Source organism: Companilactobacillus halodurans (genome assembly GCF_009600985.1).
GTDB classification, from domain to species: Bacteria; Bacillota; Bacilli; order Lactobacillales; family Lactobacillaceae; genus Companilactobacillus; species Companilactobacillus halodurans.
This window is the reverse complement of sequence record NZ_VDFP01000027.1, coordinates 1-25,602: the sequence shown is the minus strand read 5'-3', so window position 1 is coordinate 25,602 and position 25,602 is coordinate 1. Positions and strand designations below refer to the sequence as shown.

At 36.9% G+C, this 25,602-nt stretch carries 21 protein-coding genes, 26 tRNA genes and 1 rRNA gene; 43 read left to right on the top strand and 5 right to left on the bottom strand.

Annotated elements, in window-relative coordinates:
* Positions 1–6 precede the first annotated feature (6 nt).
* From rrf to FHL06_RS10700, 27 genes are all read left to right on the top strand, one after another.
* Positions 7–123, top strand: a 5S ribosomal RNA gene (gene rrf, locus FHL06_RS10830).
* A gap of 14 nt (positions 124–137) precedes the next feature.
* Positions 138–210 (top strand) — tRNA-Val (locus FHL06_RS10825).
* An 8-nt stretch (positions 211–218) separates the two neighbouring features.
* Positions 219–291: transfer RNA gene (locus FHL06_RS10820), tRNA-Lys, on the top strand.
* Between the two features lie 23 nt (positions 292–314).
* Positions 315–397: transfer RNA gene (locus tag FHL06_RS10815), tRNA-Leu, on the top strand.
* A 61-nt stretch (positions 398–458) separates the two neighbouring features.
* Positions 459–531 (top strand) — tRNA-Thr (locus tag FHL06_RS10810).
* Positions 532–535: 4 nt separating this feature from the next.
* Positions 536–607 (top strand) — tRNA-Gly (locus tag FHL06_RS10805).
* A 14-nt stretch (positions 608–621) separates the two neighbouring features.
* Positions 622–707: transfer RNA gene (locus FHL06_RS10800), tRNA-Leu, on the top strand.
* A 13-nt stretch (positions 708–720) separates the two neighbouring features.
* Positions 721–794 (top strand) — tRNA-Arg (locus FHL06_RS10795).
* A gap of 10 nt (positions 795–804) precedes the next feature.
* Positions 805–878: transfer RNA gene (locus FHL06_RS10790), tRNA-Pro, on the top strand.
* A gap of 38 nt (positions 879–916) precedes the next feature.
* Positions 917–990 (top strand) — tRNA-Met (locus tag FHL06_RS10785).
* Positions 991–997: 7 nt separating this feature from the next.
* A tRNA-Ile gene (locus FHL06_RS10780) sits at positions 998–1,071 on the top strand.
* Positions 1,072–1,111: 40 nt separating this feature from the next.
* Positions 1,112–1,185: transfer RNA gene (locus FHL06_RS10775), tRNA-Met, on the top strand.
* 21 nt (positions 1,186–1,206) lie between these two features.
* Positions 1,207–1,280, top strand: a tRNA-Asp gene (locus tag FHL06_RS10770).
* 42 nt (positions 1,281–1,322) lie between these two features.
* Positions 1,323–1,393, top strand: a tRNA-Gly gene (locus FHL06_RS10765).
* Between the two features lie 13 nt (positions 1,394–1,406).
* Positions 1,407–1,481 (top strand) — tRNA-Ile (locus tag FHL06_RS10760).
* An 8-nt stretch (positions 1,482–1,489) separates the two neighbouring features.
* Positions 1,490–1,577: transfer RNA gene (locus FHL06_RS10755), tRNA-Ser, on the top strand.
* Positions 1,578–1,585: 8 nt separating this feature from the next.
* A tRNA-Glu gene (locus tag FHL06_RS10750) sits at positions 1,586–1,657 on the top strand.
* A 57-nt stretch (positions 1,658–1,714) separates the two neighbouring features.
* Positions 1,715–1,804: transfer RNA gene (locus FHL06_RS10745), tRNA-Ser, on the top strand.
* Between the two features lie 27 nt (positions 1,805–1,831).
* Positions 1,832–1,905, top strand: a tRNA-Met gene (locus tag FHL06_RS10740).
* 24 nt (positions 1,906–1,929) lie between these two features.
* Positions 1,930–2,003, top strand: a tRNA-Asp gene (locus FHL06_RS10735).
* Positions 2,004–2,009: 6 nt separating this feature from the next.
* Positions 2,010–2,082: transfer RNA gene (locus FHL06_RS10730), tRNA-Phe, on the top strand.
* A gap of 4 nt (positions 2,083–2,086) precedes the next feature.
* Positions 2,087–2,169, top strand: a tRNA-Tyr gene (locus FHL06_RS10725).
* A gap of 5 nt (positions 2,170–2,174) precedes the next feature.
* Positions 2,175–2,245 (top strand) — tRNA-Trp (locus FHL06_RS10720).
* Between the two features lie 18 nt (positions 2,246–2,263).
* Positions 2,264–2,336: transfer RNA gene (locus tag FHL06_RS10715), tRNA-His, on the top strand.
* 6 nt (positions 2,337–2,342) lie between these two features.
* Positions 2,343–2,414 (top strand) — tRNA-Gln (locus tag FHL06_RS10710).
* A gap of 20 nt (positions 2,415–2,434) precedes the next feature.
* A tRNA-Cys gene (locus FHL06_RS10705) sits at positions 2,435–2,505 on the top strand.
* A 34-nt stretch (positions 2,506–2,539) separates the two neighbouring features.
* Positions 2,540–2,624: transfer RNA gene (locus FHL06_RS10700), tRNA-Leu, on the top strand.
* Between the two features lie 62 nt (positions 2,625–2,686).
* Here the strand turns inward: FHL06_RS10700 and FHL06_RS10695 are convergent.
* Positions 2,687–3,172: a hypothetical protein gene (locus FHL06_RS10695; RefSeq protein ID WP_153386490.1), complete on the bottom strand. Its 486-nt coding sequence runs from the start codon at positions 3,170–3,172 to the stop codon at positions 2,687–2,689.
* 218 nt (positions 3,173–3,390) lie between these two features.
* On the opposite strand from FHL06_RS10695, the gene FHL06_RS10690 reads away from it, so the two are divergent.
* Together FHL06_RS10690 and FHL06_RS10685 are read left to right on the top strand one after the other, a co-directional pair.
* A complete protein-coding gene (locus tag FHL06_RS10690) occupies positions 3,391–3,861 on the top strand; it encodes a TetR/AcrR family transcriptional regulator (protein ID WP_153386488.1) in 471 nt (156 codons plus the stop codon).
* Positions 3,862–4,125: 264 nt separating this feature from the next.
* On the top strand, positions 4,126–4,692 hold the full coding sequence (locus FHL06_RS10685; RefSeq protein WP_153386486.1) for a GNAT family N-acetyltransferase: 567 nt from the start codon (positions 4,126–4,128) through the stop codon (positions 4,690–4,692).
* A gap of 99 nt (positions 4,693–4,791) precedes the next feature.
* On the opposite strand, the gene FHL06_RS10680 is transcribed toward FHL06_RS10685, so the two are convergent.
* Positions 4,792–5,331 (bottom strand): LURP-one-related/scramblase family protein, encoded by a 540-nt coding sequence (locus tag FHL06_RS10680; RefSeq protein ID WP_153386484.1) that lies wholly within the window; start codon positions 5,329–5,331, stop codon positions 4,792–4,794.
* Entirely contained in the window at positions 5,331–6,212 is an 882-nt protein-coding gene (locus FHL06_RS10675; RefSeq protein WP_153386483.1) for a Cof-type HAD-IIB family hydrolase, read from the bottom strand. Before FHL06_RS10675 ends, FHL06_RS10680 begins: the two co-directional genes overlap by 1 nt.
* An 83-nt stretch (positions 6,213–6,295) precedes the next feature.
* Here FHL06_RS10675 and FHL06_RS10670 point away from each other — a divergent pair, with 83 nt between their 5' ends.
* Genes FHL06_RS10670 through FHL06_RS10655 form a run of 4 tightly spaced genes read left to right on the top strand, consistent with a single transcriptional unit; the run spans position 6,296 to position 8,897 of the window.
* A complete protein-coding gene (locus FHL06_RS10670; RefSeq protein ID WP_153386481.1) occupies positions 6,296–6,988 on the top strand; it encodes a uracil-DNA glycosylase in 693 nt (230 codons plus the stop codon).
* A gap of 2 nt (positions 6,989–6,990) precedes the next feature.
* Entirely contained in the window at positions 6,991–7,959 is a 969-nt protein-coding gene (gene pta / locus FHL06_RS10665; protein WP_153386479.1) for a phosphate acetyltransferase, read from the top strand.
* A 15-nt stretch (positions 7,960–7,974) separates the two neighbouring features.
* Positions 7,975–8,436, top strand: a complete 462-nt coding sequence (gene tsaE / locus FHL06_RS10660) for a tRNA (adenosine(37)-N6)-threonylcarbamoyltransferase complex ATPase subunit type 1 TsaE (RefSeq protein ID WP_153386477.1) — start codon at positions 7,975–7,977, stop codon at positions 8,434–8,436.
* On the top strand, positions 8,433–8,897 hold the full coding sequence (locus tag FHL06_RS10655; RefSeq protein ID WP_153386475.1) for a GNAT family N-acetyltransferase: 465 nt from the start codon (positions 8,433–8,435) through the stop codon (positions 8,895–8,897). Before tsaE ends, FHL06_RS10655 begins: the two co-directional genes overlap by 4 nt.
* On the opposite strand, the gene FHL06_RS10650 is transcribed toward FHL06_RS10655, so the two are convergent.
* Together FHL06_RS10650 and FHL06_RS10645 are read right to left on the bottom strand one after the other, a co-directional pair.
* The gene (locus FHL06_RS10650) at positions 8,894–9,430 is read right to left on the bottom strand and encodes a 3'-5' exonuclease (RefSeq protein WP_153386473.1); all 537 of its coding nucleotides are present in this window, start codon (positions 9,428–9,430) and stop codon (positions 8,894–8,896) included. The two genes, FHL06_RS10655 and FHL06_RS10650, sit on opposite strands and share 4 nt — an antisense overlap.
* Positions 9,431–9,433: 3 nt before the next feature.
* On the bottom strand, positions 9,434–10,195 hold the full coding sequence (locus FHL06_RS10645) for an exodeoxyribonuclease III (RefSeq protein ID WP_153386471.1): 762 nt from the start codon (positions 10,193–10,195) through the stop codon (positions 9,434–9,436).
* A gap of 112 nt (positions 10,196–10,307) precedes the next feature.
* On the opposite strand from FHL06_RS10645, the gene murB reads away from it, so the two are divergent.
* From murB to FHL06_RS10595, 10 genes are all read left to right on the top strand, one after another.
* Entirely contained in the window at positions 10,308–11,207 is a 900-nt protein-coding gene (gene murB / locus FHL06_RS10640) for a UDP-N-acetylmuramate dehydrogenase (protein WP_153386469.1), read from the top strand.
* 19 nt (positions 11,208–11,226) lie between these two features.
* Positions 11,227–13,362 carry a cation:proton antiporter domain-containing protein gene (locus tag FHL06_RS10635; protein ID WP_162000284.1) on the top strand — a complete coding sequence of 712 codons (2,136 nt, stop codon included), beginning with the start codon at positions 11,227–11,229 and terminating at the stop codon, positions 13,360–13,362.
* 73 nt (positions 13,363–13,435) lie between these two features.
* Positions 13,436–14,293, top strand: coding sequence for a diadenylate cyclase CdaA (gene cdaA / locus FHL06_RS10630; RefSeq protein ID WP_153386465.1), 858 nt, complete (start codon positions 13,436–13,438; stop codon positions 14,291–14,293).
* The gene (locus tag FHL06_RS10625; protein ID WP_153386463.1) at positions 14,277–15,404 is read left to right on the top strand and encodes a CdaR family protein; all 1,128 of its coding nucleotides are present in this window, start codon (positions 14,277–14,279) and stop codon (positions 15,402–15,404) included. Before cdaA ends, FHL06_RS10625 begins: the two co-directional genes overlap by 17 nt.
* Before the next feature lie 21 nt (positions 15,405–15,425).
* Positions 15,426–16,778 carry a phosphoglucosamine mutase gene (gene glmM, locus FHL06_RS10620; RefSeq protein WP_153386461.1) on the top strand — a complete coding sequence of 451 codons (1,353 nt, stop codon included), beginning with the start codon at positions 15,426–15,428 and terminating at the stop codon, positions 16,776–16,778.
* A 256-nt stretch (positions 16,779–17,034) separates the two neighbouring features.
* On the top strand, positions 17,035–18,846 hold the full coding sequence (gene glmS / locus FHL06_RS10615) for a glutamine--fructose-6-phosphate transaminase (isomerizing) (protein WP_153386459.1): 1,812 nt from the start codon (positions 17,035–17,037) through the stop codon (positions 18,844–18,846).
* 86 nt (positions 18,847–18,932) lie between these two features.
* A complete protein-coding gene (locus FHL06_RS10610) occupies positions 18,933–20,528 on the top strand; it encodes an APC family permease (RefSeq protein WP_153386458.1) in 1,596 nt (531 codons plus the stop codon).
* The gene (locus FHL06_RS10605; protein WP_153386456.1) at positions 20,528–21,055 is read left to right on the top strand and encodes a VanZ family protein; all 528 of its coding nucleotides are present in this window, start codon (positions 20,528–20,530) and stop codon (positions 21,053–21,055) included. The genes FHL06_RS10610 and FHL06_RS10605 overlap by 1 nt, the downstream gene beginning before the upstream one ends.
* 180 nt (positions 21,056–21,235) lie before the next feature.
* Entirely contained in the window at positions 21,236–24,601 is a 3,366-nt protein-coding gene (locus FHL06_RS10600) for a leucine-rich repeat protein (protein WP_153386454.1), read from the top strand.
* Between the two features lie 113 nt (positions 24,602–24,714).
* Entirely contained in the window at positions 24,715–25,452 is a 738-nt protein-coding gene (locus FHL06_RS10595; RefSeq protein ID WP_153386452.1) for a YebC/PmpR family DNA-binding transcriptional regulator, read from the top strand.
* Positions 25,453–25,602: the final 150 nt, after the last annotated feature.

The following is a 25,602-nucleotide window of genomic DNA, read 5'->3' as shown; positions in this document are numbered from 1 at the left end:
AAATAGTGTGGTGGCGATAGTGAGAAGGATACACCTGTTCCCATGCCGAACACAGAAGTTAAGCTTCTCCGCGCCGAAAGTAGTTGGTGGGAAACTACCCGCGAGGATAGGGAGCTGCCACGCTGTTTCATTATGATGGAGGATTAGCTCAGCTGGGAGAGCATCTGCCTTACAAGCAGGAGGTCACAGGTTCGATCCCTGTATCCTCCATTCATCATGAGCCGTTAGCTCAGTTGGTAGAGCATCTGACTTTTAATCAGAGGGTCGACAGTTCGAACCTGTCACGGCTCATTTGCAACATATATACACACCATGCGGGTGTGGCGGAATTGGCAGACGCGCTAGATTTAGGTTCTAGTGTCCTTTGGACATGAAGGTTCAAGTCCTTTCACCCGTATTCAATATTGTTGTTGCAATATTGAGTAATATTTAGTAAGATATGAAAGTATTGTTTTTATGCCGACTTAGCTCAGCTGGCAGAGCATCTGTCTTGTAAACAGGGGGTCGGAGGTTCGAATCCTCTAGTCGGCATAATGCGGAAGTAGTTCAGTGGTAGAACATCACCTTGCCATGGTGGGGGTCGCGGGTTCGAATCCCGTCTTCCGCTTTCATTATAGTAACGCCGGGGTGGCGGAACTGGCAGACGCACAGGACTTAAAATCCTGCGGTAAGTAATTACCGTACCGGTTCGATTCCGGTCCTCGGCACTATAATGAATATGCACCCATAGCGCAATTGGATAGAGTGTCTGACTACGAATCAGAAGGTTGTAGGTTCGACTCCTACTGGGTGCATTAGTTTTTTCGGGAAGTGGCTCAGCTTGGTAGAGCACCTGGTTTGGGACCAGGGGGTCGCAGGTTCGAATCCTGTCTTCCCGATAGACAAAATTGTTTGTCGGTTTTATGTAATAGTTTTTGGCGGTGTAGCTCAGCTGGCTAGAGCGTCCGGTTCATACCCGGGAGGTCGGGGGTTCGATCCCCTTCGCCGCTATTCTTCCGGACCTTTAGCTCAGTTGGTTAGAGCAGGCGGCTCATAACCGCTCGGTCGTAGGTTCGAGTCCTACAGGGTCCATCGTTTTGTATGGACTCTGGTTAATAATTAATAATATTATCGCGGGATGGAGCAGTCTGGTAGCTCGTCGGGCTCATAACCCGAAGGTCGGAGGTTCAAATCCTTCTCCCGCAATTAGTTTTGTAATTTTTAATTGGTTCCTTGGTCTAGTTGGTTAGGACGCCTGCCTGTCACGCAGGAGATCGCGGGTTCGATTCCCGCAGGGACCGTTAATAAGCATTACGCTTGTTAAGAGATGTCGCAGGTATTATGCGGGTGTAGTTTAGTGGTAAAACCACAGCCTTCCAAGCTGTTGTCGCGAGTTCGATTCTCGTCACCCGCTTTGCCACTGTTATGGGCCTATAGCTCAGCTGGTTTAGAGCGCACGCCTGATAAGCGTGAGGTCGATGGTTCAAGTCCATTTAGGCCCACTATGTCTGGAGAAGTACTCAAGTGGCTGAAGAGGCGCCCCTGCTAAGGGTGTAGGTCGCTAACGCGGCGCGAGGGTTCAAATCCCTCCTTCTCCGTTTAATATGACCCGTTGGTCAAGTGGTTAAGACACCGCCCTTTCACGGCGGTAACATGAGTTCAAATCTCGTACGGGTCATTGATGTTAATTCATCAATAGTTACACAATTGTATAAGCTTTAACTTTTTAAGCTATGGAGGATTACCCAAGTCCGGCTTAAGGGAACGGTCTTGAAAACCGTCAGGTCGCGAAAGCGGCGCGTGGGTTCGAATCCCACATCCTCCTTCAAATATGAGATTCATTTTTTATTATCGCGGGATGGAGCAGTCTGGTAGCTCGTCGGGCTCATAACCCGAAGGTCGGAGGTTCAAATCCTTCTCCCGCAATTGGTTTTAAATAATTAAATATTTGGTTCCTTGGTCTAGTTGGTTAGGACGCCTGCCTGTCACGCAGGAGATCGCGGGTTCGATTCCCGCAGGGACCGTTAAATGGCTCGGTAGCTCAGTCGGTAGAGCAATGCATTGAAGCTGCATGTGTCGGCGGTTCGATTCCGTCCCGCGCCATTTTGGAGGGGTAGCGAAGTCTGGCTAAACGCGGCGGACTGTAAATCCGCTCCTTCGGGTTCGGTGGTTCGAATCCACTCCCCTCCATATTTAGGGATATAGTTTAAAGGTAGAACTACGGTCTCCAAAACCGTCGGTGTGGGTTCAATTCCTACTATCCCTGTTTCTACCTTTTATCATGGCGGTATTGGTGAAGTGGTTAACACATCGGTTTGTGGTACCGACACACGTGGGTTCGATTCCCACATACCGCCCTTTATTGGGTTATAGCCAAGCGGTAAGGCAATGGACTTTGACTCCATCATGCGCTGGTTCGAATCCAGCTAACCCAATTGCTGTAATAATTGAATATGGCGGTATAGCCAAGTGGTAAGGCAGAGGTCTGCAAAACCTTCATCACCGGTTCAAATCCGGTTACCGCCTTTGGTTATGCTCAAATAATCAGGCATAGAGATATGCCGGTGTGGCGGAATTGGCAGACGCGCAGGATTCAAAATCCTGTTCCTGTATAAGGAGTATCGGTTCGACCCCGATCACCGGTATTATATGTAATCAAGTAATTACCGAATGTTGAATAGACATTCGGTTTTTTTGTATCTTAAAATCAAGATAGTATTCGATCAGCCATCATGGTAACAACTGTTTTATCGAGAAACTTTGGATTGATTCCAGCATCGATATCTTCAGAATTAACTTTACTTTTGCCATTTAAGAACCCTTGAATGGTTATTTTAGTATGTTTTTTGATCTTTTTATCGGAATAGAGGGTAACTAAGAAATATTGATTACTAGTCTTTATAGGCGCTAGCAACAAATGGTAGTTTCGATTGCTGTCTATTCCTAAATCTTTAATATAAAAGTCATTCAGAGTAATGTTCATAAATAGACTCTTGCTGGAATATTGTTCAGTAGATGTTAAATCAAGTTCCTTTGAAGCATTTGGGTATTTCTTTTTTGGTTTAACTTCTTCTTGACTTGAAGAAGCATCAATCTCGTCTGTAAAGCTTCTTTTTAATGGATTAGCTGTATTTATCATCGCCGTAGTTAGCACCGTTAAACCCGTCAATAATGCGATTCTTTTACGATTCATAAAATCCCTCCATTTTATCTCTTTGGACGATAATTATAAAACCAGTGATATTGATTTTAGCAGTCATATGCATAGCTAAATATTAATAACATTTAGTGTTTTATTTATTAGAAAGTCAATTTATATAAAAAATTAAATTGAAAAATCGTTCAGATTTGGTATTAAAAATTTGTTGTCTTTGTTATTATTACCAAACAAAATAAAAGGAGGAGTTCGCCATGAGACTTGCTAGTAAGCATTTAATTCAAACCGTTTATCAAGAGTTATCAGCGAAACGGATTAAACGATTTACGCTAACAAGTTTATCGAAAAGTTCAGGAGTTAGTCGAGGAACCATTTATTATTACTTTGATTGCATTGACGACGTTTATAAAGAAGTTTTTAATCAAATAATTTTGCAAGAAGTATTACAGAATAGTCAGTCATTTGAAGATTTAATAAGTGAATTCATTTCGTTTATTTCAGAAAATAAAACTTTTTGCCTAAACCTTTATTATTTAACGAGAGATCTTAATCGCAAGAATTATTTAATCAAAATTTTTAATGAGCAATTATCAGAATATAAGAATGAGATAACCTTGCCGAATCACTTTATTGTCGGTGGATTCATCCATGTTCTAACTATGTGGTTTGAATCTAATTTAGAATTGGAGACTAGGTTGGTGATTGAGCAATTGCAAACCTATTGAAAATGATTTTCTTTACAAAATAGAAAAAGTGTTCAAATTTTGAACATTTTCAGAAAAGTGTACATATTAAAAGAGAAATTATTCAGTTATTATATAGAAGTAGTCAGATGAACGACGGCTACAAAATAAAAAAGGGGAAAACAGTGTTTATTTTATATATGCAAAAGCAATGATTGTCTAAAGTTAATCATTGCTTTTTGTATTTTCCCGACTAAATTTGAGATTATAAGTAAAACATGTATCATATATAACTGAGGTGAAGAAATGTTAAGATATGCGAGAAAAGAGGATGCAGATCAGATTTTGCCAATTCTCTTCCAAATCTTTGACGAAATGGAATTAGATGTTTTTAAAGAAGTTGGCGATAAAAAGATGGCTGAAGTTATTAAAGAAGGTTTCTTCCAACCTGGTTATCGTTATGGTCTTGAAAATATTCTTGTCAATGAAATTGATGGTAAAGTGGTTGCTATTATGGTCGGATATCCTGAGGAATTAGAAGATAATATCGATGCACCATTGATTAAAATCATGCATAAACATGGTATTAAAGAAAATAACTTATTTAATGATAAAGAGGCTTGGCCAGGCGAATGGTATTTAGATTCATTTGCGATTGCTCCAGAATACCAAGGTAAAGGTATTGGTACTAAGACAATGGAAGAATTTATTGATGTTGTAAAAAAACGGGGAGAAAAGATTCTAAGTCTTAATGTTGATGTCACCAATGAGGCTGCCAAACATGTTTACGATAAAACGGGCTTCAAAAAAGTAGGACAATTATATATCGGAAGTCATTTGTATGATCACATGCAATATGATTTAACAAAATAAAGCGAACTAAAATGCAATTTCAAAATGCGCTAAAAAAAGACCATTGATTATTCATCAACAGTCTTAACCAGTTTTGAAACGGTCATATTTAGTCCGCTTTTATTTGTTTTTAAAATTATTCAAATAAGGTGTTTTGGATTTCACAAAATTATTTAAATCCGCCTTAGGAGCTATTGTTGGTAATTTAATGTATTTATCAAGAAAAATTGCTAATAAGGTTCCCATTGGGCCATCGTCGAGATTGTCGAATGACATTTCTAGGCCAAGATGTCCTTGATAGAGAATTGTAGGCTGAACTTGAATAATTTCCTTGCCACTTTGTGTTACATGGTAATTTGATTCAACTAAATTGCCTTTGACACTCCAATTAGCCTTACTTAAATATACAAATTTTAAATCAATCATTGGTAAAGCATTAATTGTAGCTTTTTCTTCGCCATTAATTTCGATTGAATAAATTTTCAAAAAATTATTTTTTAATTTGATTTCACCAATTAACGTATTTAAGCGATTATATAATTTGATTAAAAAGGGATTATTCTTATCACGTCCCGCAATAAACATTGTTTCTTTACTTTGGTTAGTTATAACAAGAATATTACCGACTGCCAAATCAGCTTTTCGAATATAAAGATTCATCAATTGGCCTGTTGATTAGCCTTTTCAATAACTTTTTCAATGACTTGTGCAACACCATCATTGACGTTGTTATCAGTTGAATATTGAGCTATTTCTTTAATTTCAGGAATAGCATTTGCCATGGCGACACCAACTCCAGCACTTTTTATCATTGAAGCATCATTTAAGTTGTCACCAATAGCCATGGTTTCTTCTGGTGAGATGTTCATACTTTTGGCATATTGTAAGAGGGCGATTCCCTTTTGAGCGTCCACGCTATTTATTTCAACGTTATTAGGTGAAGATGAGGTTACAACGACATCTTTGATATTTTCATCAATTTCTTGTTTAAGTGGTTTTAAAACTTTGCCTTCGTCTTTACTGAAGGCAATTAGTTTCATGATTTTATAAGTTTTATCATTGAAGATGTCATCATAACTGTCAACAAATTTCATTGGCGTCAATTTAACACGTTCCAAAGTATCTTCCATTGCTTGTTCATAAGTTGTTGTAGGATTCAATTTAACTAACAATTCAGCTAAACTTGATACACGCAATTCTTCATCGTCAGAAAAAATTCCTTTATTAGTGATTACTTCAAAGTATAGATTGTGTTTATGGAAGTATTTAACGACTTCATTTTTTGATTTTTCAGAAATAGGATTGCTAGAAATAAGTTCCTCTTTTTCATTGAAAACCTCAGCACCATTTAAGGTAATGTAACCTGGGTGTACTTGGTCTCTCAAGAATGGCTTAGCTTCATCAAGGCCACGTCCTGTAGCAATTAAAAATTCAATGCCAGCTTTTTGGGCTTTTTTGATTGCTTCAATGTTACGGTCCGAAATTGCCATTTTGTCATTCAGTAAAGTGCCATCCATATCGGATGCAATTAATTTGATCATAAAATTCCCTCCGAGTGCGTTATGCTATATGTGAATGTTACCATAGTTTATGTGATTATATATCAAAACAGGTAGGTGTAAATTTGAAAACCTTAATAAACAACGATTGGCAAGATGTTTTGAATAGCGAATTTGATAAGCCATATTATGAAAAACTTCGCGAATTTCTTGTAAATGAGTACAACACGCAAACTATTTATCCAGAGATGCATAAAATTTATCAGGCTTTTGATTGGACATCTTTTTCAAAAACTAAAGTGGTCATTTTAGGGCAAGATCCCTATCACGAACCTAATCAAGCTATTGGCTGCAGTTTTGCCGTAGCTCCTGGGGTTACGATTCCGCCTTCATTACGCAATATTTATAAAGAGTTGCAAGATGATTTGGGATGTACGCCTGTAAATCATGGTTATTTGAAATCTTGGGCTACGCAAGGGGTTTTACTACTAAACTCTGTTTTAACTGTTAGAAGAGGACAAGCTAACTCTCACAAAGGTAAAGGCTGGGAAGAATTGACTGACTATGCGATTAAAGCTTTATCCAATCGTGGCAAGGTTGTTTTCATCCTATGGGGCAACGCTGCTAAGAGTAAGATACCTTTAATCGATGAAACAAAGAATACGATTATTTCGTCGACCCATCCAAGTCCATTTGCAGCACGTTATGGTTTCTTTGGCTCAAAACCATTTTCTAAAGCAAACGCAGCACTTTTAAACTATAATGAAGAAGAAATCAATTGGCAATTACCTGAACATGCCGATGAAACGGAGGAATAGTAATGGATTTATTTGAAAGCCTTAAAAGTAAAATTAATGGGAAAAATTTAACAATTGTTTTTCCTGAAGGTGAAGAACCTAGAATTCTCGGTGCCGCAACTCGACTAGTTAAAGAAAATATTTTGAAGCCTATTTTAATTGGTAACGAAGATCAAATATCTAAGATTGCTAGTGAAAAATCTTTCGATATTTCTAACATTGAAGTTATCGATCCTAAAAAGTATGCTGATTTTGACGCAATGGTGGAAAAATTTGTTGAACGTCGTAAGGGTAAGAATACTAAAGAACAAGCTCAAACAATGTTGCTAGATAATAATTATTTTGGAACAATGTTGGTTTATATGGATAAAGCTGACGGAATGGTTTCTGGCGCTATCCATTCAACTGGTGATACAGTTCGCCCAGCTTTGCAAATTGTTAAAACAGCACCTGGCAATTCTCGTATCAGTGGTTCTTTCATTATGCAAAAAGGTGAAGAACGTTATATGTTTGCTGATTGTGCAATCAATATCAATCCCGATGCCCAAGAATTAGCTGAAATTGCTGTTCAAACGGCCAAAAATGCAAAATTATTTGATATTGATCCAAAAGTTGCTATGCTTAGTTTCTCAACTAAAGGCAGTGCCAAAAGTGATGAAGTAACAAAAGTTGCAGAAGCAACAAAGATTGCAAAAGGATTAGCACCTGATTTGGCTCTTGATGGCGAATTACAATTTGATGCAGCGGTAGTCCCAAGCGTTGGAGCTCAAAAAGCACCCGATTCAAAAGTTGCTGGACATGCCAATGTTTTCGTATTCCCAGACCTTCAATCAGGTAATATTGGTTACAAGATTGCGCAAAGACTTGGTGGCTTTGAAGCTATTGGACCTATTTTACAAGGACTTGCTAAACCTATTTCTGACTTATCACGTGGTTGTAATGAAGAAGATGTCTATAAGTCAGCAATTTTAACAGCTGCCTTAGGACTCTAGAATTAAGGAGAACTTATGCTCGAATATCAATTAACGACTGATTCGTATGAGAATACGGAAAAATTGGGTGAAAAACTTGCCAAACTTCTAAGGGCCGGGGATGTTATAGTTCTCAATGGCGACCTTGGCGTTGGCAAAACAACTCTAACTCGTGGTTTAGCTAGAGGGTTAGGTATTAAACGAAATGTCAAAAGTCCAACTTTTACTTTGATTCGTGAGTATAAGGATGGAAAGATTCCTCTTTATCATATGGATGCATATCGCTTAGAAAGCAGTCCTGATGAAGATTTAGGCTTTGATGAATATTTTAATGGTGATGGCATTACAGTGGTCGAATGGCCCCAGTTTATTAAGGATGAAATTCCTACGGAGCATATTTCCATTAACATCAAACGATTATCTGATACAAAACGTCAGGTTGAATTCAAACTTCACGGCGACAAATTCAATGAACGTGGTTTTGGAGAGTTAGTATGAGTGAACAAATGACATTAAGAGAAGTAATTCCCCCTGATGCAAAATCTTTATTGACCTTTTTAAAAAAAGTGAGTCAGCAGTCTGATTTCATTACCTTTGATGAGATGAAGGATGTCACAGTCGAAGAAGAAAAGGTTGCCCTTGATGCAATTTATCAATCGGATTATGATGAGATGATCGTAGCTGTTTTTGACAGTGAGATTATCGGTTATTGTCGTGTGGAAAATTATGATGATAAAAAAGCCGAATTTGGCGTTGTTGTTGATAAAGAATTTTGGAACAACGGGATTGCCTCATATTTATTAGAAGATACATTGAACTGGGCGTTAGATTCGCCCTTGAATGAAATATTTTTAGAAGTATATAAAAATAACTCAATTGCAATTCATATTTATCAAAAATATGGTTTTGCAGTTGAGTCAGAAAAAGAAAAAACTTTAGTAATGAAAAAGATGGTTTAGCTGGTAAGCTTAACCATCTTTTTTATTTGTTCTGTACCAAATTCCTGTTCTGTTCTTAAGAGGATTTCTGCACAAGCGACACTATCTGCCAAAGCATTGTGGTGATTTCTTAAATCAATATTTAAATTCTCGGAAACAGTATTCAGTTTATGATTAGGAAATTGTGGATAAAATTTTCGGCTGGTTCTTAAAGTGTCGATGGTTAAGTATTTTGGAGCCATAATTCCGTAGTTTGTTAACGTGTTCTTTAAGACACTGTTATCAAAACTAGCGTTATGAGCAGCAACTAAGTGACTATTATCGAAGAGTGGCTGTATATGGGGCCAAACTTGATCAAAAGTCGGTGCGTCGGAAACGTCTTGGGGACGAATATGGTGAATTTGGATATTTCTTGGACTGAAATATTCTTGTGGATTGATCAGTGTGTAAAAACTGTCGACAATTTGGCTGTCGCGGACTAGAACTAAGGCTAAAGAACATGCGCTTGTCCGGTGACCATTGGCAGTTTCAAAATCCATAGAAACGAAGTTCATTGATTACTCTCCTTTAATGTTTAAATCTAATTCAATTGGACAATGGTCAGAACCATAAATGTCATTTAAAATATCGGCATTTTGAATTAATTTTTGACCGTTGTCAGAAACGACGAAATAGTCGATTCTCCAACCAGCGTTGTTTTTACGAGCATTGAAACGATAGCTCCACCATGAGTATTTGATTTCATCGGGATGCAACTTTCTAAAGCTGTCGATGAAACCACTATCTAATAGTTCAGTAAACTTCTCACGTTCCTGGTCTGAAAATCCTGGATTCTTGTGGTTAGTCTTAGGGTTTTTCAAATCCATTTCTTCATGGGCAACATTTAAATCACCACAAAGGATGACTGGTTTATTGGTTGATAATTCTAACATATATTTGCGTAAAGCATCGTCATAACGCATCCGATATTCAAGACGCTTTAGTTTGGGTTGAGAATTTGGAGTATAGCTGTTGATTAGATAAAAGTCAGGGAATTCTAATGTAATCGTACGTCCTTCATCATCGAACTCTTCAACATTTAGTCCTTGAGTGAAGTTCAAGGGTTCCTTTTTAGTGAAGATAGCTGTTCCTGAGTAACCTTTCTTCTTAGCATAGAAGAAATATTGATGATAACCTGGCAAATCTAAATCGATTTGACCTTCTTGTAATTTAGTTTCCTGAATACTAAAGATATCAGCGTTCAAATCTTTAAAAGTATCAGCGAAATCTTTTCTAACGACGGCACGCAATCCATTAACATTCCAAGAAATAAGTTTCATATAATCACCTCGAAATAATTATAGCATTTTTGTAATAGTAGTTAGTTCGTTAAGTACCGCTCTATGTGATAAAATTATAGGTAAGTCTTAGTTATATGAAGGATGATGAAAATTGAATTTTCCAGTTGAAAAATTACCTAATATTGAATTTAAGCTAGATGAACCCTTAAGCAAGTACACTTTTACTAAAACAGGTGGCAATGCTGATGTGCTAGCTTTTCCTAAAACTCGTGAGGAGTTAGTGGAAATTGTTGATACAGCGCGTGAAAATAAGGTAGCTATAACAATTATTGGCAACGCTAGTAATTTGATTATTAAGGATGGCGGCATCCGTGGCATCGTTATAATCTTACCTAATTTCCATAAAATCGAAGTTTCTGAAACTAAAGTTACCGCTGAAGCAGGTGCTACGATTATTGATACTACTATTGCAGCACAAAAAGCTGGTTTGACTGGTATCGAGTTTGCAGCTGGAATTCCTGGTAGTGTCGGAGGAGCTGTCTTTATGAACGCCGGAGCTTACGGTGGTGAAATCAAGGATGTTTTTGATTCGGCAGAAGTTTTATTGCCAGATGGTCATATAACAACTTTGAATCATGAAGATATGGACTTTGGCTATCGTCATAGTACAGTTCAAGACGATGGTGGCATCGTAATAAGTGCTACTTTTAGTTTGAAACGTGGTAATAAGGATGCTATCCAGGAAGAGATGGATCGTCTAAATGGTTTAAGACGTTCCAAGCAACCGCTAGAATATCCTTCTTGTGGTAGCGTCTTTAAACGTCCAAAGGGACATTTCACCGGTCCTTTAATTATCAAAGCTGGACTTCAAGGAAAAATGGTCGGTGGAGCTCAAGTTTCGATGAAGCATGCTGGTTTTATCGTTAATGTCAAGCACGCGACAGCAACAGACTATATGAACCTGATTCATTTGATTCAAAAGACTGTTAAAGAGAAATTTGATGTTGAACTGCACACAGAAGTTCGCATTATTGGTGAAGACAAAAATTAAAGAACGGTAGGTGTTGTCTGTGGAAATAGTTGAATCAATTATTTTGATTCTATCACTATTAATTATTGCTAATATCATAAGTCACTACTTTGTGTCGATACCACCAAGTTTACTTCAGATTGCTGCTGGAGTTTTGGCGGCTTTATTTATGCATGTAAGAGTTAGTGTCGATACAGATTGGTTTTTATTAGCATTTATTGCTCCAATTCTATTTAATGATGGGAATAATTTTCCCAAGCGAGAACTTTGGAAATTAAAAGGTCCAATTTTAGGAAATGCCATTGTTTTAGTTATTATTTCAACCTTGGTAGGTGGCGTTTTCGTGAAGTTTTTGATACCAAGTTTACCATGGGCTACTGCTTTTACGTTAGTGGCCGTTTTGTCTCCGACAGATCCAATTGCTGTTCAGTCGATTGCTAAAAAAGCTCATATACCAGATAAATTGATGCATTTGATCAGTGGCGAAAGTTTAATTAACGATGCATCCGGTTTGATTTGCTTTAAATATGGTGTAGCAGCGACGGTAACTGGCGCTTTTTCATTGCAAAATGCGACGATTGATTTCTTCCACATTTCTATTGTGGGAGCTTTAGTTGGTGCTGTAATGATTTGGATCTTTAATGGAATTAGATTGTATTTGATCAATCAAGGTGTGGATGATTCGATATTGCATGCGATAATTCAAATCATCTTGCCATTTATTATTTACTATGTTGCTGAAGATATTTTTGATGTTTCTGGTGTTGTAGCGGTCGTTATTGCCGGTATTTTGAATATCACTTCAAGCAGGAATATAAGTTCCTTTACGCCTGAAATTAGATTGGTTACATCTAGAACTTGGGATTTAGTAGTTTATGTACTAAATGGGATTGTCTTTGTTCTTTTGGGAATTGAAATTCCGTTTGCGATGGAAGAATTAGTTCACAACGACAATATCAATACTTTTTATGCAACGATACTAGCCTTTATTATCTGGATTATGTTAGTCGTGATTCGTTTTGTTTGGAGCTATATCTATACGACTTTTTCCAACAATGGGGCTGGAAAAGTCACGATTTGGTCAAAGACTAGGTTGTACGACTGTTTGATGTCAGGGATTTCTGGAGTTCGTGGCGCCGTTACGATGGTTGCCGCTTTGTCGATACCTATGACTATCAAGGGTGGCGCTCCGTTTCCTTCCAGAACGTTGTTGTTATTCGTAGCGAGTGCTGTGATTGTTTTTAGTTTATTAGGAGCAACAATTATAATTCCATTGTTAACTAAAAGTAGTGCACCGGTCGCTTATCGTGGCAATACTTTCATGTCTGATAAAGATGATATGGATAATGATGATGACGACGATGATGAGGATATAACGCCAATTGAATTTACTCAAAAAGAAGCCAATCGCTTGGTCTTAGAAAAAACGATTAAGAAGCTTCGTAACGAAATGGATGATGGCGTTCCTGCTGTCTATTCGTCAGTTATTGCCGAATACTTATATGATATTCGGAATATGGGTGTTCGTAATACTAATACACAAGTTATTACTCGTCAAATCAGTAAGCGACGTGTTAAGGGTAAGAAGGATGCTGAACTTTGGGATATATGCTTTAATTGCGAGTTAGATGCAGTTGAAGAATTATATACCAATCACGATATTTCAGATGATTCTTACGATGTTGCAACTAGAAAGATTGCTAAGTATAAAAAAGAGATTGTTCATCGTCGATACAATTCGACTGTTGAATTCTTCTATAATTATTTTAGAAGGACCTTTCAACAGATTAGACGCTGGATTTATCGTTCAGTGAAGTACGATGATATTAAACAAATGAATCAAGATTCAATTAAAATTTCAATTGCCGGTGCTAAAAAGGCTCTTGAGAAACTGCAAGAGTTGAATGAATCTGAGCATGAAGAGTTTACAGACAACTTAATTTATATTTTCCAACGTCACTATGAGGATCGCCTTGAGTTATTAGAAGGAAGATATCGTGGTCGTTCGCCACAATTCAGTAGCGATCGAATGGCATTAGAAATCAAAGCCTTAAGTTATCAACGAGCTTTTGTGCAAGACATGTTAGAACAAGGCAAAGTTAGCAAGGCAACTGCCAATGAATTAAGACAAAATATCAATTATAGTGAAGAAGTCATAAATATGGATGTCGATTAAACACCTTTATAATGAACTTTTATAATTTTTATTGTTTGTTATAATTAATTCGAACTGCTAAGGAGTAAAGAAAATGAATCTTATACCAAGTAATATTTTTACGTGGCAGAATCTGGCTAACTTGGTTGATATCTTGGTAGTCTGGTATTTTTTGTATAAAGTTCTGTCAATGCTACGCGGAACTAAAGCGGTCCAGCTTTTAAAAGGAATTATCATTATTTTTATAATAAAGCTGGTCAGTTGGGCTCTAAATCTACATACTGTTTCATTTTTAATGGACCAGTTGATAAATTGGGGAATTATTGTTATCGTGATAATTTTCCAACCAGAAATTAGACGTGGGCTGGAACATCTTGGACGAATGCCGCTATTCAGTTCAACGAGCAATGAAGAAGGTAAAACTAAAAATCACCTGATAGAAAGTCTCGATCAGGCGATTCAGTACATGAGTAAGCGTCGTATTGGTGCTTTGATAACTTTGGAAATGAATACTGGTTTGGAAGAGTACGTTGAAACTGGAATTGATTTGGATGCCGAAGTTACTGGAGCTTTGTTAATCAATATTTTCATTCCGAATACGCCATTGCATGATGGTGCAGTAATAGTTCGAAATAATCGAATTTCTGTTGCTGCTGCTTACTTGCCTTTATCAGAAAGCAATACGATTCCTAAAGAGTTAGGGACCAGACACCGGGCTGCTGTGGGTATTAGTGAAGTTACGGATGCTATCACCATAGTTGTTTCTGAAGAAACTGGTGGCGTGATGATTACAAGAAATGGTCATATGATGCTTGATCTGTCTCGAGAAGATTATTTGAAGTATCTTCACGCACAATTAAAAGATCCTGATCAAAGCAATAATCATACTCTGCTTGATTTCTTCAAGATTGGACATAAGAAGAGAGGGGACCAAAATGAAAAAGATAATTAATAGCAATTATTTTTATGCATTTATCGCCCTCTGTTGTGCCCTTTGGTTATTTTATTTTGTCAGTACTCCGGGAGTTGGGACGACTAGAAATTCTAATCAGTCCAATACATCAACCGTAACGAAAAAGGCTACGATAAGCGTACCTTTACAGTTACAAGCTGATGCTGATAAGTACTACATTACAGGATACCCAGAAAACGTTAAGATAACTATTGAAGGACCATCTGCTTTAGTTACCGCGACAAAAAATACCCAAAATTTTAATCTTTATTTGAATTTAAAAGATTTGTCCGTTGGACAACATCGGGTACAAATTAAAGAGTCAGGACTCAATAGTGAACTGACTTATATTATTAAGCCAAAATATGTCACAGTAAATATTCAAAAACGAGAAACAAAAAAGTTTGATGTTGATGTTGATTACAATAAAAACTCATTAGCTACAGGTTACGAAGCAGGTAAAACTGAAGTTTCTCCTGATACTGTGACAGTTACTGGTGCTGCATCTGAGATTGAAAAAATAGACAAAGTGGTCGTCAAGCCGATTTTACCTAAGGGAATTAAATCGAACTTTGATCAAGAAGTTTTAGTGCAAGCATTGGATAAAAATGGTAAAACAGTAAATGTCACATTGGATCCTCAAACGGTTCATGTAAAAATTCCAATTACGATTCAAAGTAAACAAGTAAGTATTAATCTTAAAGCTAAGGGAAATTCATCGAACACGAATTTCACAGTTGAATCTGATGTGAAAAACATTAGAATTTTTGGTACACAGGATCAAATGGATGCAATTGAAGATTCAATTGATGTTCCAGTTGATGTTAGCGATGTGACCGGAAATACCAAGAAGACGATTAATCTAAGCGATGTTTTGGGAAGTAAAGTGGCATATACAGATCCGGATACTATTGATGTGACGATCAATACTGGTTCAACAACCAATAGTAATTCGTCGAATAGTACTAGCACCAATAACACCAACAATAACAGTACTAATAATACAAATAATAATAATAATGATGATGATGACAACACCAACAATAATGATAATAATGCGACTGATTCATCAGATAATAATTCGACAAATGACAATAATAGCGAACAATAATACGCTGGGGGTAAATTTTTCATGACAAAATATTTTGGAACAGACGGAGTAAGAGGTATTGCAAATAAGGAATTAAGTCCAGAATTAGCATTCAAATTAGGTAGATTTGGTGGCTATGTTTTAACTCAACATTCAGAAGACAATGATTCACGTCCTCGTGTTCTTGTTGCTAGAGATACACGTATTTCTGGCCAAATGTTGCAATCAAGTTTAATTTCTGGACTTCTTTCAGTTGGTATCGAAGTTTTAGACCTTGATGTTATTACTACTCCAGCTGTTGCATATTTAATCCGTGCGGTATCTGCTGATGCCGGAATTATGATTTCAGCTTCACATAATCCTGCTGAAGATAACGGAATTAAATTCTTTGGTTCTGATGGTTACAAATTAGCAGATGAAGTTGAAGAAGAAATCGAGGAGTTATTGGACGCTAAAGAAGATACTCTACCAAGACCTTCTGCTGAAGGATTAGGTAGCGTTTCAGATTATCCTGAAGGTGCTCAAAAGTATCTTCAATTCTTAAAGCAAACTCTTTCAGATGACTTAAGTGGCATGAAGATTGTTTTGGATACTGCCAATGGCTCAACTAGTCGTTTAGCAAGCACTTTGTTTGCTGACTTGAATGTTGACTTCGACATCATGGCTTCACATCCAGATGGAATAAATATTAATAAGAATGTTGGCTCAACGCATCCTGAACAATTAGCACAGCGTGTTAAGGAATCAGATGCTGTTGCCGGATTAGCTTTTGATGGTGACGGAGATCGTTGTATTGCTGTTGATGCTGATGGAAATATCGTTGATGGCGATAAAATCATGTTCATTCTTGGTAAATATCTTCACGATGGTGGCCGTTTAAAGAAGGATACAATCGTAACTACTGTTATGAGTAATCTTGGCTTGTATAAAGCTATCGAAGCTAACGGAATGAAGTCCGTTCAAACAGCCGTCGGTGACCGTCACGTTGTTGAACAAATTCGCGAAAACAATTACAACATCGGTGGAGAACAATCAGGACATGTTGTTTTATATGAGTACATGAATACTGGAGATGGCATGTTGACTGGTATTCACTTGCTACATGTTATGAAAGAAACTGGCAAGTCATTAGCTGAATTGGGTGAGCCTGTTAAAGTCTACCCACAAAAATTAGTTAATGTGCCAGTGGCTGATAAGAATTCCTGGAAACAACACCAACCAATCCTCGACATTATTAAAACTGTTGAAGATGAAATGGATGGGGATGGTCGTGTCTTAGTACGTCCTAGTGGCACACAAGCTTTACTACGTGTTATGTGTGAAGCTGCTACTGAGGAAAAAGTTAATGAGTACTGTGACAAGATTGTCGATGTTGTTAAAAAAGAATTAGCTTAATATAAAAAATAAAGTGAGAATCGGATAAATTCCGGTTCTCCTTTTTTTATCTCTTAATGATATATAAGTTATATACCAATTTCCAATATCGGTGTATACCAACTATACCATTTATTAAAAATGTTAAAATTTTCTTGACAAAAAAAGCCTTTATTAGTATTCTTGTCGTTGTCACGAGGTGATAGGTACAGTTCAAATAAGCTATACCAATTTAAAATAAATAAACTAGACCAATTGAGAAAGGCTTGAATTTACTATGTGTGGAATTGTCGGAGTAATTGGAAATAATAAAACAACTGATATTTTGTTAAATGGATTAGAAAAACTTGAATACCGTGGTTATGATTCAGCCGGTATTTATGTAAATAATCAAGATGGTAAAGATTTCTTGGTTAAAGAAGTTGGTAAAATTAGCAAGTTGGAGAATGCGGTTACAAGTGACGTTCAAGGACTTGCAGGTATTGGACATACTAGATGGGCAACACACGGTAAGCCAACCATTGAAAATGCTCACCCTCATTTTTCAGAGGATAACCGTTTTTATTTAGTACACAATGGTGTTTTAACAAATTATGAAGAATTAAAAGAAAAATATTTATCTGATGTTGATTTTAAGAGTCAGACTGATACAGAAGTTGCTGTACAACTTGTTGACCGCTTTGCTAAAGAAGGATTAGATGGCGAAGCCGCATTTAGAAAAGCCTTAGGACTTATCAAGGGTTCATATGCTTTCGCTATGATGGATAAAGAAGAACCTGATCGTATCTTCGTGGCTAAGAATAAAAGTCCATTGTTGATTGGATTGGGTGATGGCTTTAATGTCATTTGTTCTGATGCTATGGCCATGCTTGACCAAACACATGAATTTGTGGAGATTCACGATGGCGAAGTGGTTATTTTGGAAAAGAATTCTGTTAAGATTAGTAAAATTGATGGAACTCCAGTTAAGAGAGATTCATATACCGTTAACATTGATGCCAGTGATATTTCCAAAGGAACTTATGATCACTACATGCTAAAAGAAATTGATGAACAACCAAGCGTTATGAGAAGAATTTCTCAAAATTATTTGAATAATGATGGTAGCTTGAATGTTGAGCAAGATCTTTTAGATGAAATGAAAAAAGCAGACCGTCTGTATATCGTTGCCGCTGGGACAAGTTATCACGCTGGACTAGTTGGTAAAAATATTTTTGAAAGAGTTGCTGATATTCCAGTTGATGTTGAATTAGGAAGCGAGTTTGGTTATCACATGCCAAAACTATCCAAGCATCCATTCTTCATTTTCTTATCACAAAGTGGTGAGACAGCTGACAGTCGCCAAGTCTTAGTTAAGGTCAACAAGATGAATTTACCAAGCTTAACAATGACTAATGTTGCTAATTCAACTCTTTCAAGGGAAGCAACTTACACAATGGAATTGCTAGCTGGACCTGAAATTGCCGTAGCCTCAACTAAAGCTTATACGGCCCAAATCGCTGTTGAAGCTGTTTTGGCTAAAGCATTGGGCGAAGCTAAAGGATTACAAAGTGGAAAAGATTTCAACGTCAAGGAACAATTAGCATTAGCTGCTAATGGAATTCAAACGATTGTCGATGAAAAGAGTAAAATCAAAGATTTAACAGCTGACTATTTAACAGATCAAAAAGATGCCTTCTATATCGGCCGTGGAATCGATTATGCTCTAGCACTTGAAGCAGCCTTGAAGTTGAAGGAAATCTCTTATATCCACGCAGAGGGCTTTGCAGCTGGTGAATTGAAGCATGGAACAATTGCTTTGATTGAGAAGAACACTCCAGTTTTGGCATATGTCAATGATGGTGTTGGCGCAAGTCATACTCGTGGAAATATTCAAGAAGTTGAAGCACGTGGTGCCCATGTTTTAGTGATTGCTAGTCAAAAATATGCTGAACCAACGGATCAAATTATTATCCCTGAAATTGATGAATTGATATCACCAATCATCAGTGTGGTCCCAGCTCAGTTAATCGCTTACTACGCAAGCCTTGCACGTGGTAATGACGTTGATAAACCTAGAAATCTTGCAAAAAGCGTGACAGTAGAGTAGCCTTTTTGAGAGTAATAGTTATACAATAGTCTCTGAGATAGAGGCTATTTTTTATTTATTACAAAAAATCAAAGATTGGTGGTTTTATGAGGGATAAAAAATTAAATTTGTTTTCGACAGTTATGTTCGGACTTAGCGCTATTGTTGGGTCTGGGTGGATGTTTGGTTCGAGTCAAGCAGCACAAATAGCTGGTCCGGCAGCAATTATATCCTGGATTGTGGGAGCACTCTTAGTAGCAATGATTGCGATGGTTTACGTCGAAATCGGAACGATGTTCCCTGAAGAAGGAGCCATGAGCCGTTTCACCATGTATACGCATGGATCGCTTTTGGGTCACATCTTTTCTTGGGCGAACTGGATATCGCTTTTAGCAATTTTACCAATTGAAGCTGTTGCAGCGACTCAATATATGAGTACTTGGCCTTGGAAATGGGCTGAATGGATGCACGGATTCATGAAGGGCGGTCAATTAACGGCACAAGGTATTATGATGGCCGCGGTCATGATTATTGTATTTACGTTAATAAATTATGGGTCAGTTACTTTAATGGCCAAGTTCAATAATTTTATTTCGGTTTTAAAAATAGTTGTTCCATTAATAACAATGGTTGCCTTAGTTGCAGCCCATTTTGATTTAGGAAATCTAGGAAGTTCGGCACAAGAATTCATGCCCAATGGTACTGCTTCAATTTTCGTAGCCATTGGTAGTGCTGGTATTATTTATTCCTATGTTGCCTTTCAGACGGTGATTAACTTGGGAAATGATATCAATAAGCCTTCAGTTAATATCCGTCGTGGAATTATTTTATCGTTATTGATTAGTGCTTTAATTTACATTGCTTTACAAATAGTCTTTATTGGTGCTTTACCTAAATCAATTATCAATGCAGGTTGGTCCCATATTAGTTTCAATTCACCATTTGCCAATTTGGCAATTTTGTTGAATATTTATTGGCTATCGACTTTAATTTACTTTGCTGCATTTATTTCACCTATTGGTAGTGGAATTGCTTTTGCTTCTTCAGCAAGTAAATCATTGTCATCAATGCCTAAGAATAAGCATTTGCCAATGTTCTTGGGTAAATCCGATAATAAATACAACACACCAAGAGTTGCTCTATTGGTCAACTGTGTTGTTAGTTTCCTTTTAGTTTTAATGTTTAAAAATTGGTCACTCTTGTCTCGAGTGGTTGCCGCTTCAACCTTGATTTCACTATTATCAGGTCCAGTGGTTGCAGGAAGCTTGCGGAAAATGGGTCCTAATTTGAGACGTTCAACAAAAATTAAAGGGATGCACATCTTAGGTCCAATTGTCTTCGATTTGATCAGTTTGGCTATTTATTGGTCAATGTTCCCAACAACTGTAGAAGTTATTGGAATTATTATTGTTGGTTTACCAATTTACTTTATTTACGATTACCGTCGTGGCTTTAGAGAATTTAAACAGAAGTTGTATGCCAGCTTGTGGTTAATTGTTCACTTGGTCGGTCTATCGCTTATTTCCTGGATTGGTAGTTCACAATTCGGTGGAGCCAACATAGTTAAATACCCATTAGACTTCTTAGCAATTATTATTTTCTCAACTGTAATGTATTATTGGGCAATCAATTCTCATTACTACTCTGGCTATTTTGATGATGCTAAAGATTTAAACGATACTGTTCATATGGATGATGATTAATGGTAAGATTTCTTCAAAAAAATAGGAAATGGTTTTGGAGTGGAATTGTTTTAGTTGAATTGATATTATTTTACAGTTCCTCTATGACTTATGAAGAACAAACTTCAGTGCCATTTTTGGAAAAATATTTAAAAGGAAAGCCTCTATCAAATTTTTTGAAGACAATTAGCTTTCGTTATGGTGGAAAACAACAATCTCTTTCAAATGATGGGTATTATAATTTCGTAGAGTTCTTTATTCGTAAGGGAGCTCATTTTGGAACTTATTTTGTTTTGGGGATTTTGTTGTGTTTGGCTTTATATCTTTATTTTGAAAAGAACCTTGTCTTACAATTATTCATTCCATGGATGACAACTACTGGATTGGCAGCTTTTGATGAATTTCATCAAGGACTGACTGGTGGTAGGACGCCTTCTGTAGTTGATGTCATTTTAGATAGTAGCGGTGCAATTACTGGTATATTAATTATTATTCTGGTTTTGTATTTAGTAAGTAAGCATGAAAATAAATTAAATTATAAATTTTGAATGAAAAGACATGATAATCAAAAATGATTACCATGTCTTTTTTTTGGTATAAGAAATTTAACAGACTATCAGTATATTTTATTAAGTAAATAGTTGGAAAATATTGAAAATGTTGTATTATATTTATTGAGATGTATAAACATCTTTTTGGATTGATCCCAGTAAGGACGGCTTATTAATATGACAAATAGAAAAATGATAATTAATAAAAAGGAATTGCTAATTGCTGCTGGTACAGCTGTAACTTTGGGATTAGGAACCACAATGGCACATCAAGAAATTGCCCACGCTGCAACAGATGGTACTACCACTGTGACGCCTGATACGCAAAACAACAACAATAACAATCAAGCTTCGGTATCAACTGATACTGAAAAAACTGCTAATACTTCAGATTCATCAACGAATTCTACAACAAATAATAGTGATAAAGAAACAGTTGCATCTGATACAACTACCAATGCAACTTCAACAGCTGATGTCTCAAATAGCTCTATTACTGGTCTTACGAGTGATTTAACGAATACAACGACAGATACAACAAATAATCAAACCACTTCACCAGTATCACCAACAACAGCTACAGCGACGTCGACTAGTGCACAAATACCAAATACCGGTACAACGCAAACATCAACAACAACGGATCAAACGCCAACTTCAAGCACAGATGCGTCAACGGCAACGACTCTAAAACCTGTCGATACGACTGCTAATACAATCACTTCAGATGCTAGTTATACTGATGCTAATAATTTTACTTGGAGTACAGATGATACAACTAATGAAGCAACCTTGACAGCAATAAATGATAATTACACTGGAACTTCTGTCAATATTCCACCAACGATTACCGTAACAAGTAATGATAATTCAACCCCAGCTACGAACTATACCGTTACAAGCATTGGTAATAATGCTTTTTATGCAAATTCGAATGTAACTTCGGTCAAAATCAATAACGGCGTTACAAGTATCGGCGACGGAGCTTTTGGCTATTCAAGTGTTACTTCAGTTGACTTATCGGATAATAAGACTTTACAAACAATCGGAAGTCAAGCTTTTGCTGGCGACCAAATTTCAAACGTTAGTTTGCCAGATTCAGTAACTTCAATTGGCGAGGATGCTTTCTTCGCTAATAAGGCCTTAACAAATATTACTTTACCCGCTAATTTAACAACTTTGGGCAATAATGCTTTTATTTATAATGATAATTTAACTAATGTTGACTTTTCTAAAGATACAGCTCTTAAAACAATTGGGAATCAAGCATTTTGTAGCGATACTAAGTTAAGCAGCGTTGATCTGAGCAATAATGAGAATTTAATTAGTATCGGTGATACTGCTTTTGGCTATGACGTTTCTATAACGGATGTAAAATTGCCTGATAGCTTGCAAACAATTGGAAATCAAAGCTTTTTATCAAATGATAAATTAAATTCAATTAATTTTGGTGCTGGCTTACTTTCAATTGGTAACAATGCTTTCACTTATGATGGGGCTTTGACAAACTTAGATTTTTCAAAAGCTAATAACTTAGCCAGCATTGGTGACGGTGCTTTTGAATATTCAGGAGTTTCCGGTAGTTTGACTATTCCAGATAGTACGACCACAATTGGAGAACAAGCTTTTGCAGGAGACCAGATTACTAATTTGACTTTTGGAAATAACCTCAAAAGTATCGGCGAATCGGCTTTTGCTTACAATAAAATAGAAGGTACACTAGTATTCCCAAGTACTATAACAACTGTTGGCTCAAATGCATTTATGAGTAATCAAATTAATGGTGTTTCTACCACAGCTACAGAATTAAATGTTGGTAGCAATGCATTTTCATACAATCGTCTATCGACTATTATTGCTCCAGATGTCAGTGTCTTTCAATCAACTTATAATCCCAATTTAGCTACTAACGAACTGGCTGCGATCTTTACTGATTCCGCTCATAATAGTATTTCTGATTATTTGAATATCAATATCGGGAATTTATTGACAGAAAAATTAGTAGGCGTTTCAAACTTGAGTAACGGCGTTACATATGACAGTTCAACCGGTATATTTAGTATTCCTACGGGTGTAACAAGTTTTACATTTGACTGGTCACTGGCACCATCAGCGTCAGACAAAGGTTACAGCGGGACTTACGATGTTGTTTTAAATGATCCTTCAATTAAAGTTGTTGATACCAAAGTTGCTGCAGGAAGTACTTGGACGCCAATTGATAGTTTTGTCAGTGCCAATACGCCAGACGGGACATCCGTTCCTTTTGATCAAATAACAGTAACTGGAACTGTTGATACACAAACTCCAGGCGTTTATCAGGTTACATATAGTTATGGCAATGAAAAGACAACCATCAATGTAACGGTGTATAAGCGTGAAGGCACGGCTAACTTAAGTGGGTCAAGTTCCTCCACTTATAATGGTCAGAATCAGTCTGTTGAGGATTTAAATGATTATTATGTGACTTTAAGTGATGGTTCAACTTACAATTTACAATCAGGAGATATAGCTCTAGATCAAGATGCTAAAAATGCTGGAACTTATAATGTGGTTTTAACTACTCAAGGATTGAACCATATTGCAAATACAGAACAGGGCAATCTCTATGATTGGTCTCAAGGTAGTACTGGTTCATTCATAATTAATCAAGCTGATGCAACTATTACCATTAACAATGCTACGAAGTATGCTGGAGATAGTGACCCTCAATTTAGCGCAAGTGTTACAGGAATTTTTTCAGGTGATACGATAAATTACACTTTAACAAGAACGCCAGGCGAAGACGTTGGCGATTACCCAATTACGGCAAACGTTACAGCTGATTCAAATTACAATTTCACAGTTGAAGATGGCAATCTTCAAATTATTGCTTCCAAGAAATCATTGAATGGTTCTAATTACACAATGACCCTTGGTGATCCAACACCAACAGTTGAAGATTTTCAGGCTAGTTCTACAGATGACAATGGCGATGTTCAAGATGTTAGTTTAGATTTAAGTCAAGCAGATTTAACTAAGGCAGGGACTTATAATGTTAAATTAACCACTCCAGACGGACAAGAAAAGACAGTTCAATTGATTATTAATGCAAGCGATAATGCTGGAGGAGGTTCTAGTACAAGTCCAACAGACCCAACAGATCCAACAGATCCAACAGATCCAACAGACCCAACAGACCCAACAGATCCAACAGATCCAACAGATCCAACAGATCCAACGGACCCAAGCAGCCCAGTAATACCAAGCAATCCATCAACTAAACCAGCAAAACCAATTATTTCCCAAGCAGTTGCCGATAAGCCTAATATTGTCATGTCTGGAAAGGTTTACTATATTCCGGGTAATAAGCAGTCCACTGCTCAATTAGTTGTGCCAAAACAAGATGAGAATTCAAGTAAAAACTATAAGCCAGTTTATGAAGAATCAGGTGTAGGTACATTCCCTCAAACAGGCAATAATGATAATATTTTTGTTAAAATTCTAGGTGTCATAATTGGCTTGATGACGCTAGGTGTAATCGATATCAGAAGGATTCGTCACTAATGACGATAATTGTTCCTTTTATGTGGTTATTTATGCCGCAAATATTGAAATGATATGGTTATTTTGATAGAATAATATGCGGTTTACAATAATCATGAAAGAAGGAAACAGAAATGTCAGGACATTCAAAATGGCATAACATCCAAGGTAGAAAAGGTGCCCAAGATAAAAAACGTGGTAAAATCTTCCAAAAGTTGTCTCGTGAGTTATTCATGGCAGCTAAATCGGGTGGTGCCGATCCTAACGATAATGCTGCCCTTCGTTTGATAGTAGATAAAGCTCATGCAGCCAATATGCCAAAGGACAATATTAAACGTGCCCTTAAGAAGGCTGAGGGTGGCAGTGAAGAACATTATGATGAAGTTACATACGAAGGCTATGCTCCAGGTGGAGTCGCAGTTTTAGTTAGAACTTTGACAGATAACAAAAACAGAACTGCTTCTGCTGTACGTGTTGCATTTACTCGTAACGGAGGAAGTATGGGTTCCAGTGGTTCAGTTGCATACATGTTTGATCGTAAGGGTTACATTGTCTTAGATCGTACAAAGAATTCACAAGACGAAGATACAGTTTTGATGGATATCATGGATCTTGGCGCAGATGACTTACAAACATCAGATGATGCTTATGAAATCTATACAGAAGCTAAGGAATTCGCAGCTGTTCGTGATGGATTAACTGAAAAGGGTTATGAAATTGCTGATGCTGAATTAACAATGATTCCTCAAAACACAACACCAGTTCCAGAAGAAAAGAAAGAACAATTCGAACATATGATTGATCAACTTGAAGATGATGAAGATGTTTCGGAAGTTTATACAGCCGCTGTAGATAGTGACGACGAAGAATAAGTTCTAAAAAATTGACCGTAAACTTTGGCTGTTCGTCAAATTAAGTTGATGGCAGTTTACATAAGCAGTTAGATCATAATTGGTCTAGCTGTTTTTTATTTGGCTGACGAGCTTGCTCGGAGCCAAAAAATTTGAAGATTGATACGCTTA

Excerpts from the sequence above, each read along its gene's own strand:
- FHL06_RS10690 (WP_153386488.1), top strand. The coding sequence starts at position 3,391 with ATGAGACTTGCTAGTAAGCATTTAATTCAAACCGTTTATCAAGAGTTA.
- FHL06_RS10625 (WP_153386463.1), top strand. The coding sequence starts at position 14,277 with ATGAAAAAGATAATTAATAGCAATTATTTTTATGCATTTATCGCCCTC.
- glmM (WP_153386461.1), top strand. The coding sequence starts at position 15,426 with ATGACAAAATATTTTGGAACAGACGGAGTAAGAGGTATTGCAAATAAG.
- FHL06_RS10610 (WP_153386458.1), top strand. The coding sequence starts at position 18,933 with ATGAGGGATAAAAAATTAAATTTGTTTTCGACAGTTATGTTCGGACTT.
- FHL06_RS10595 (WP_153386452.1), top strand. The coding sequence starts at position 24,715 with ATGTCAGGACATTCAAAATGGCATAACATCCAAGGTAGAAAAGGTGCC.
- FHL06_RS10645 (WP_153386471.1), bottom strand. The coding sequence starts at position 10,195 with ATGAAACTTATTTCTTGGAATGTTAATGGATTGCGTGCCGTCGTTAGA.
- glmS (WP_153386459.1), top strand. The coding sequence starts at position 17,035 with ATGTGTGGAATTGTCGGAGTAATTGGAAATAATAAAACAACTGATATT.
- FHL06_RS10600 (WP_153386454.1), top strand. The coding sequence starts at position 21,236 with ATGACAAATAGAAAAATGATAATTAATAAAAAGGAATTGCTAATTGCT.
- FHL06_RS10675 (WP_153386483.1), bottom strand. The coding sequence starts at position 6,212 with ATGATCAAATTAATTGCATCCGATATGGATGGCACTTTACTGAATGAC.
- cdaA (WP_153386465.1), top strand. The coding sequence starts at position 13,436 with ATGAATCTTATACCAAGTAATATTTTTACGTGGCAGAATCTGGCTAAC.
- pta (WP_153386479.1), top strand. The coding sequence starts at position 6,991 with ATGGATTTATTTGAAAGCCTTAAAAGTAAAATTAATGGGAAAAATTTA.
- FHL06_RS10680 (WP_153386484.1), bottom strand. The coding sequence starts at position 5,331 with ATGAATCTTTATATTCGAAAAGCTGATTTGGCAGTCGGTAATATTCTT.
- tsaE (WP_153386477.1), top strand. The coding sequence starts at position 7,975 with ATGCTCGAATATCAATTAACGACTGATTCGTATGAGAATACGGAAAAA.
- FHL06_RS10655 (WP_153386475.1), top strand. The coding sequence starts at position 8,433 with ATGAGTGAACAAATGACATTAAGAGAAGTAATTCCCCCTGATGCAAAA.
- FHL06_RS10685 (WP_153386486.1), top strand. The coding sequence starts at position 4,126 with ATGTTAAGATATGCGAGAAAAGAGGATGCAGATCAGATTTTGCCAATT.
- FHL06_RS10605 (WP_153386456.1), top strand. The coding sequence starts at position 20,528 with ATGGTAAGATTTCTTCAAAAAAATAGGAAATGGTTTTGGAGTGGAATT.
- FHL06_RS10695 (WP_153386490.1), bottom strand. The coding sequence starts at position 3,172 with ATGAATCGTAAAAGAATCGCATTATTGACGGGTTTAACGGTGCTAACT.
- FHL06_RS10650 (WP_153386473.1), bottom strand. The coding sequence starts at position 9,430 with ATGAACTTCGTTTCTATGGATTTTGAAACTGCCAATGGTCACCGGACA.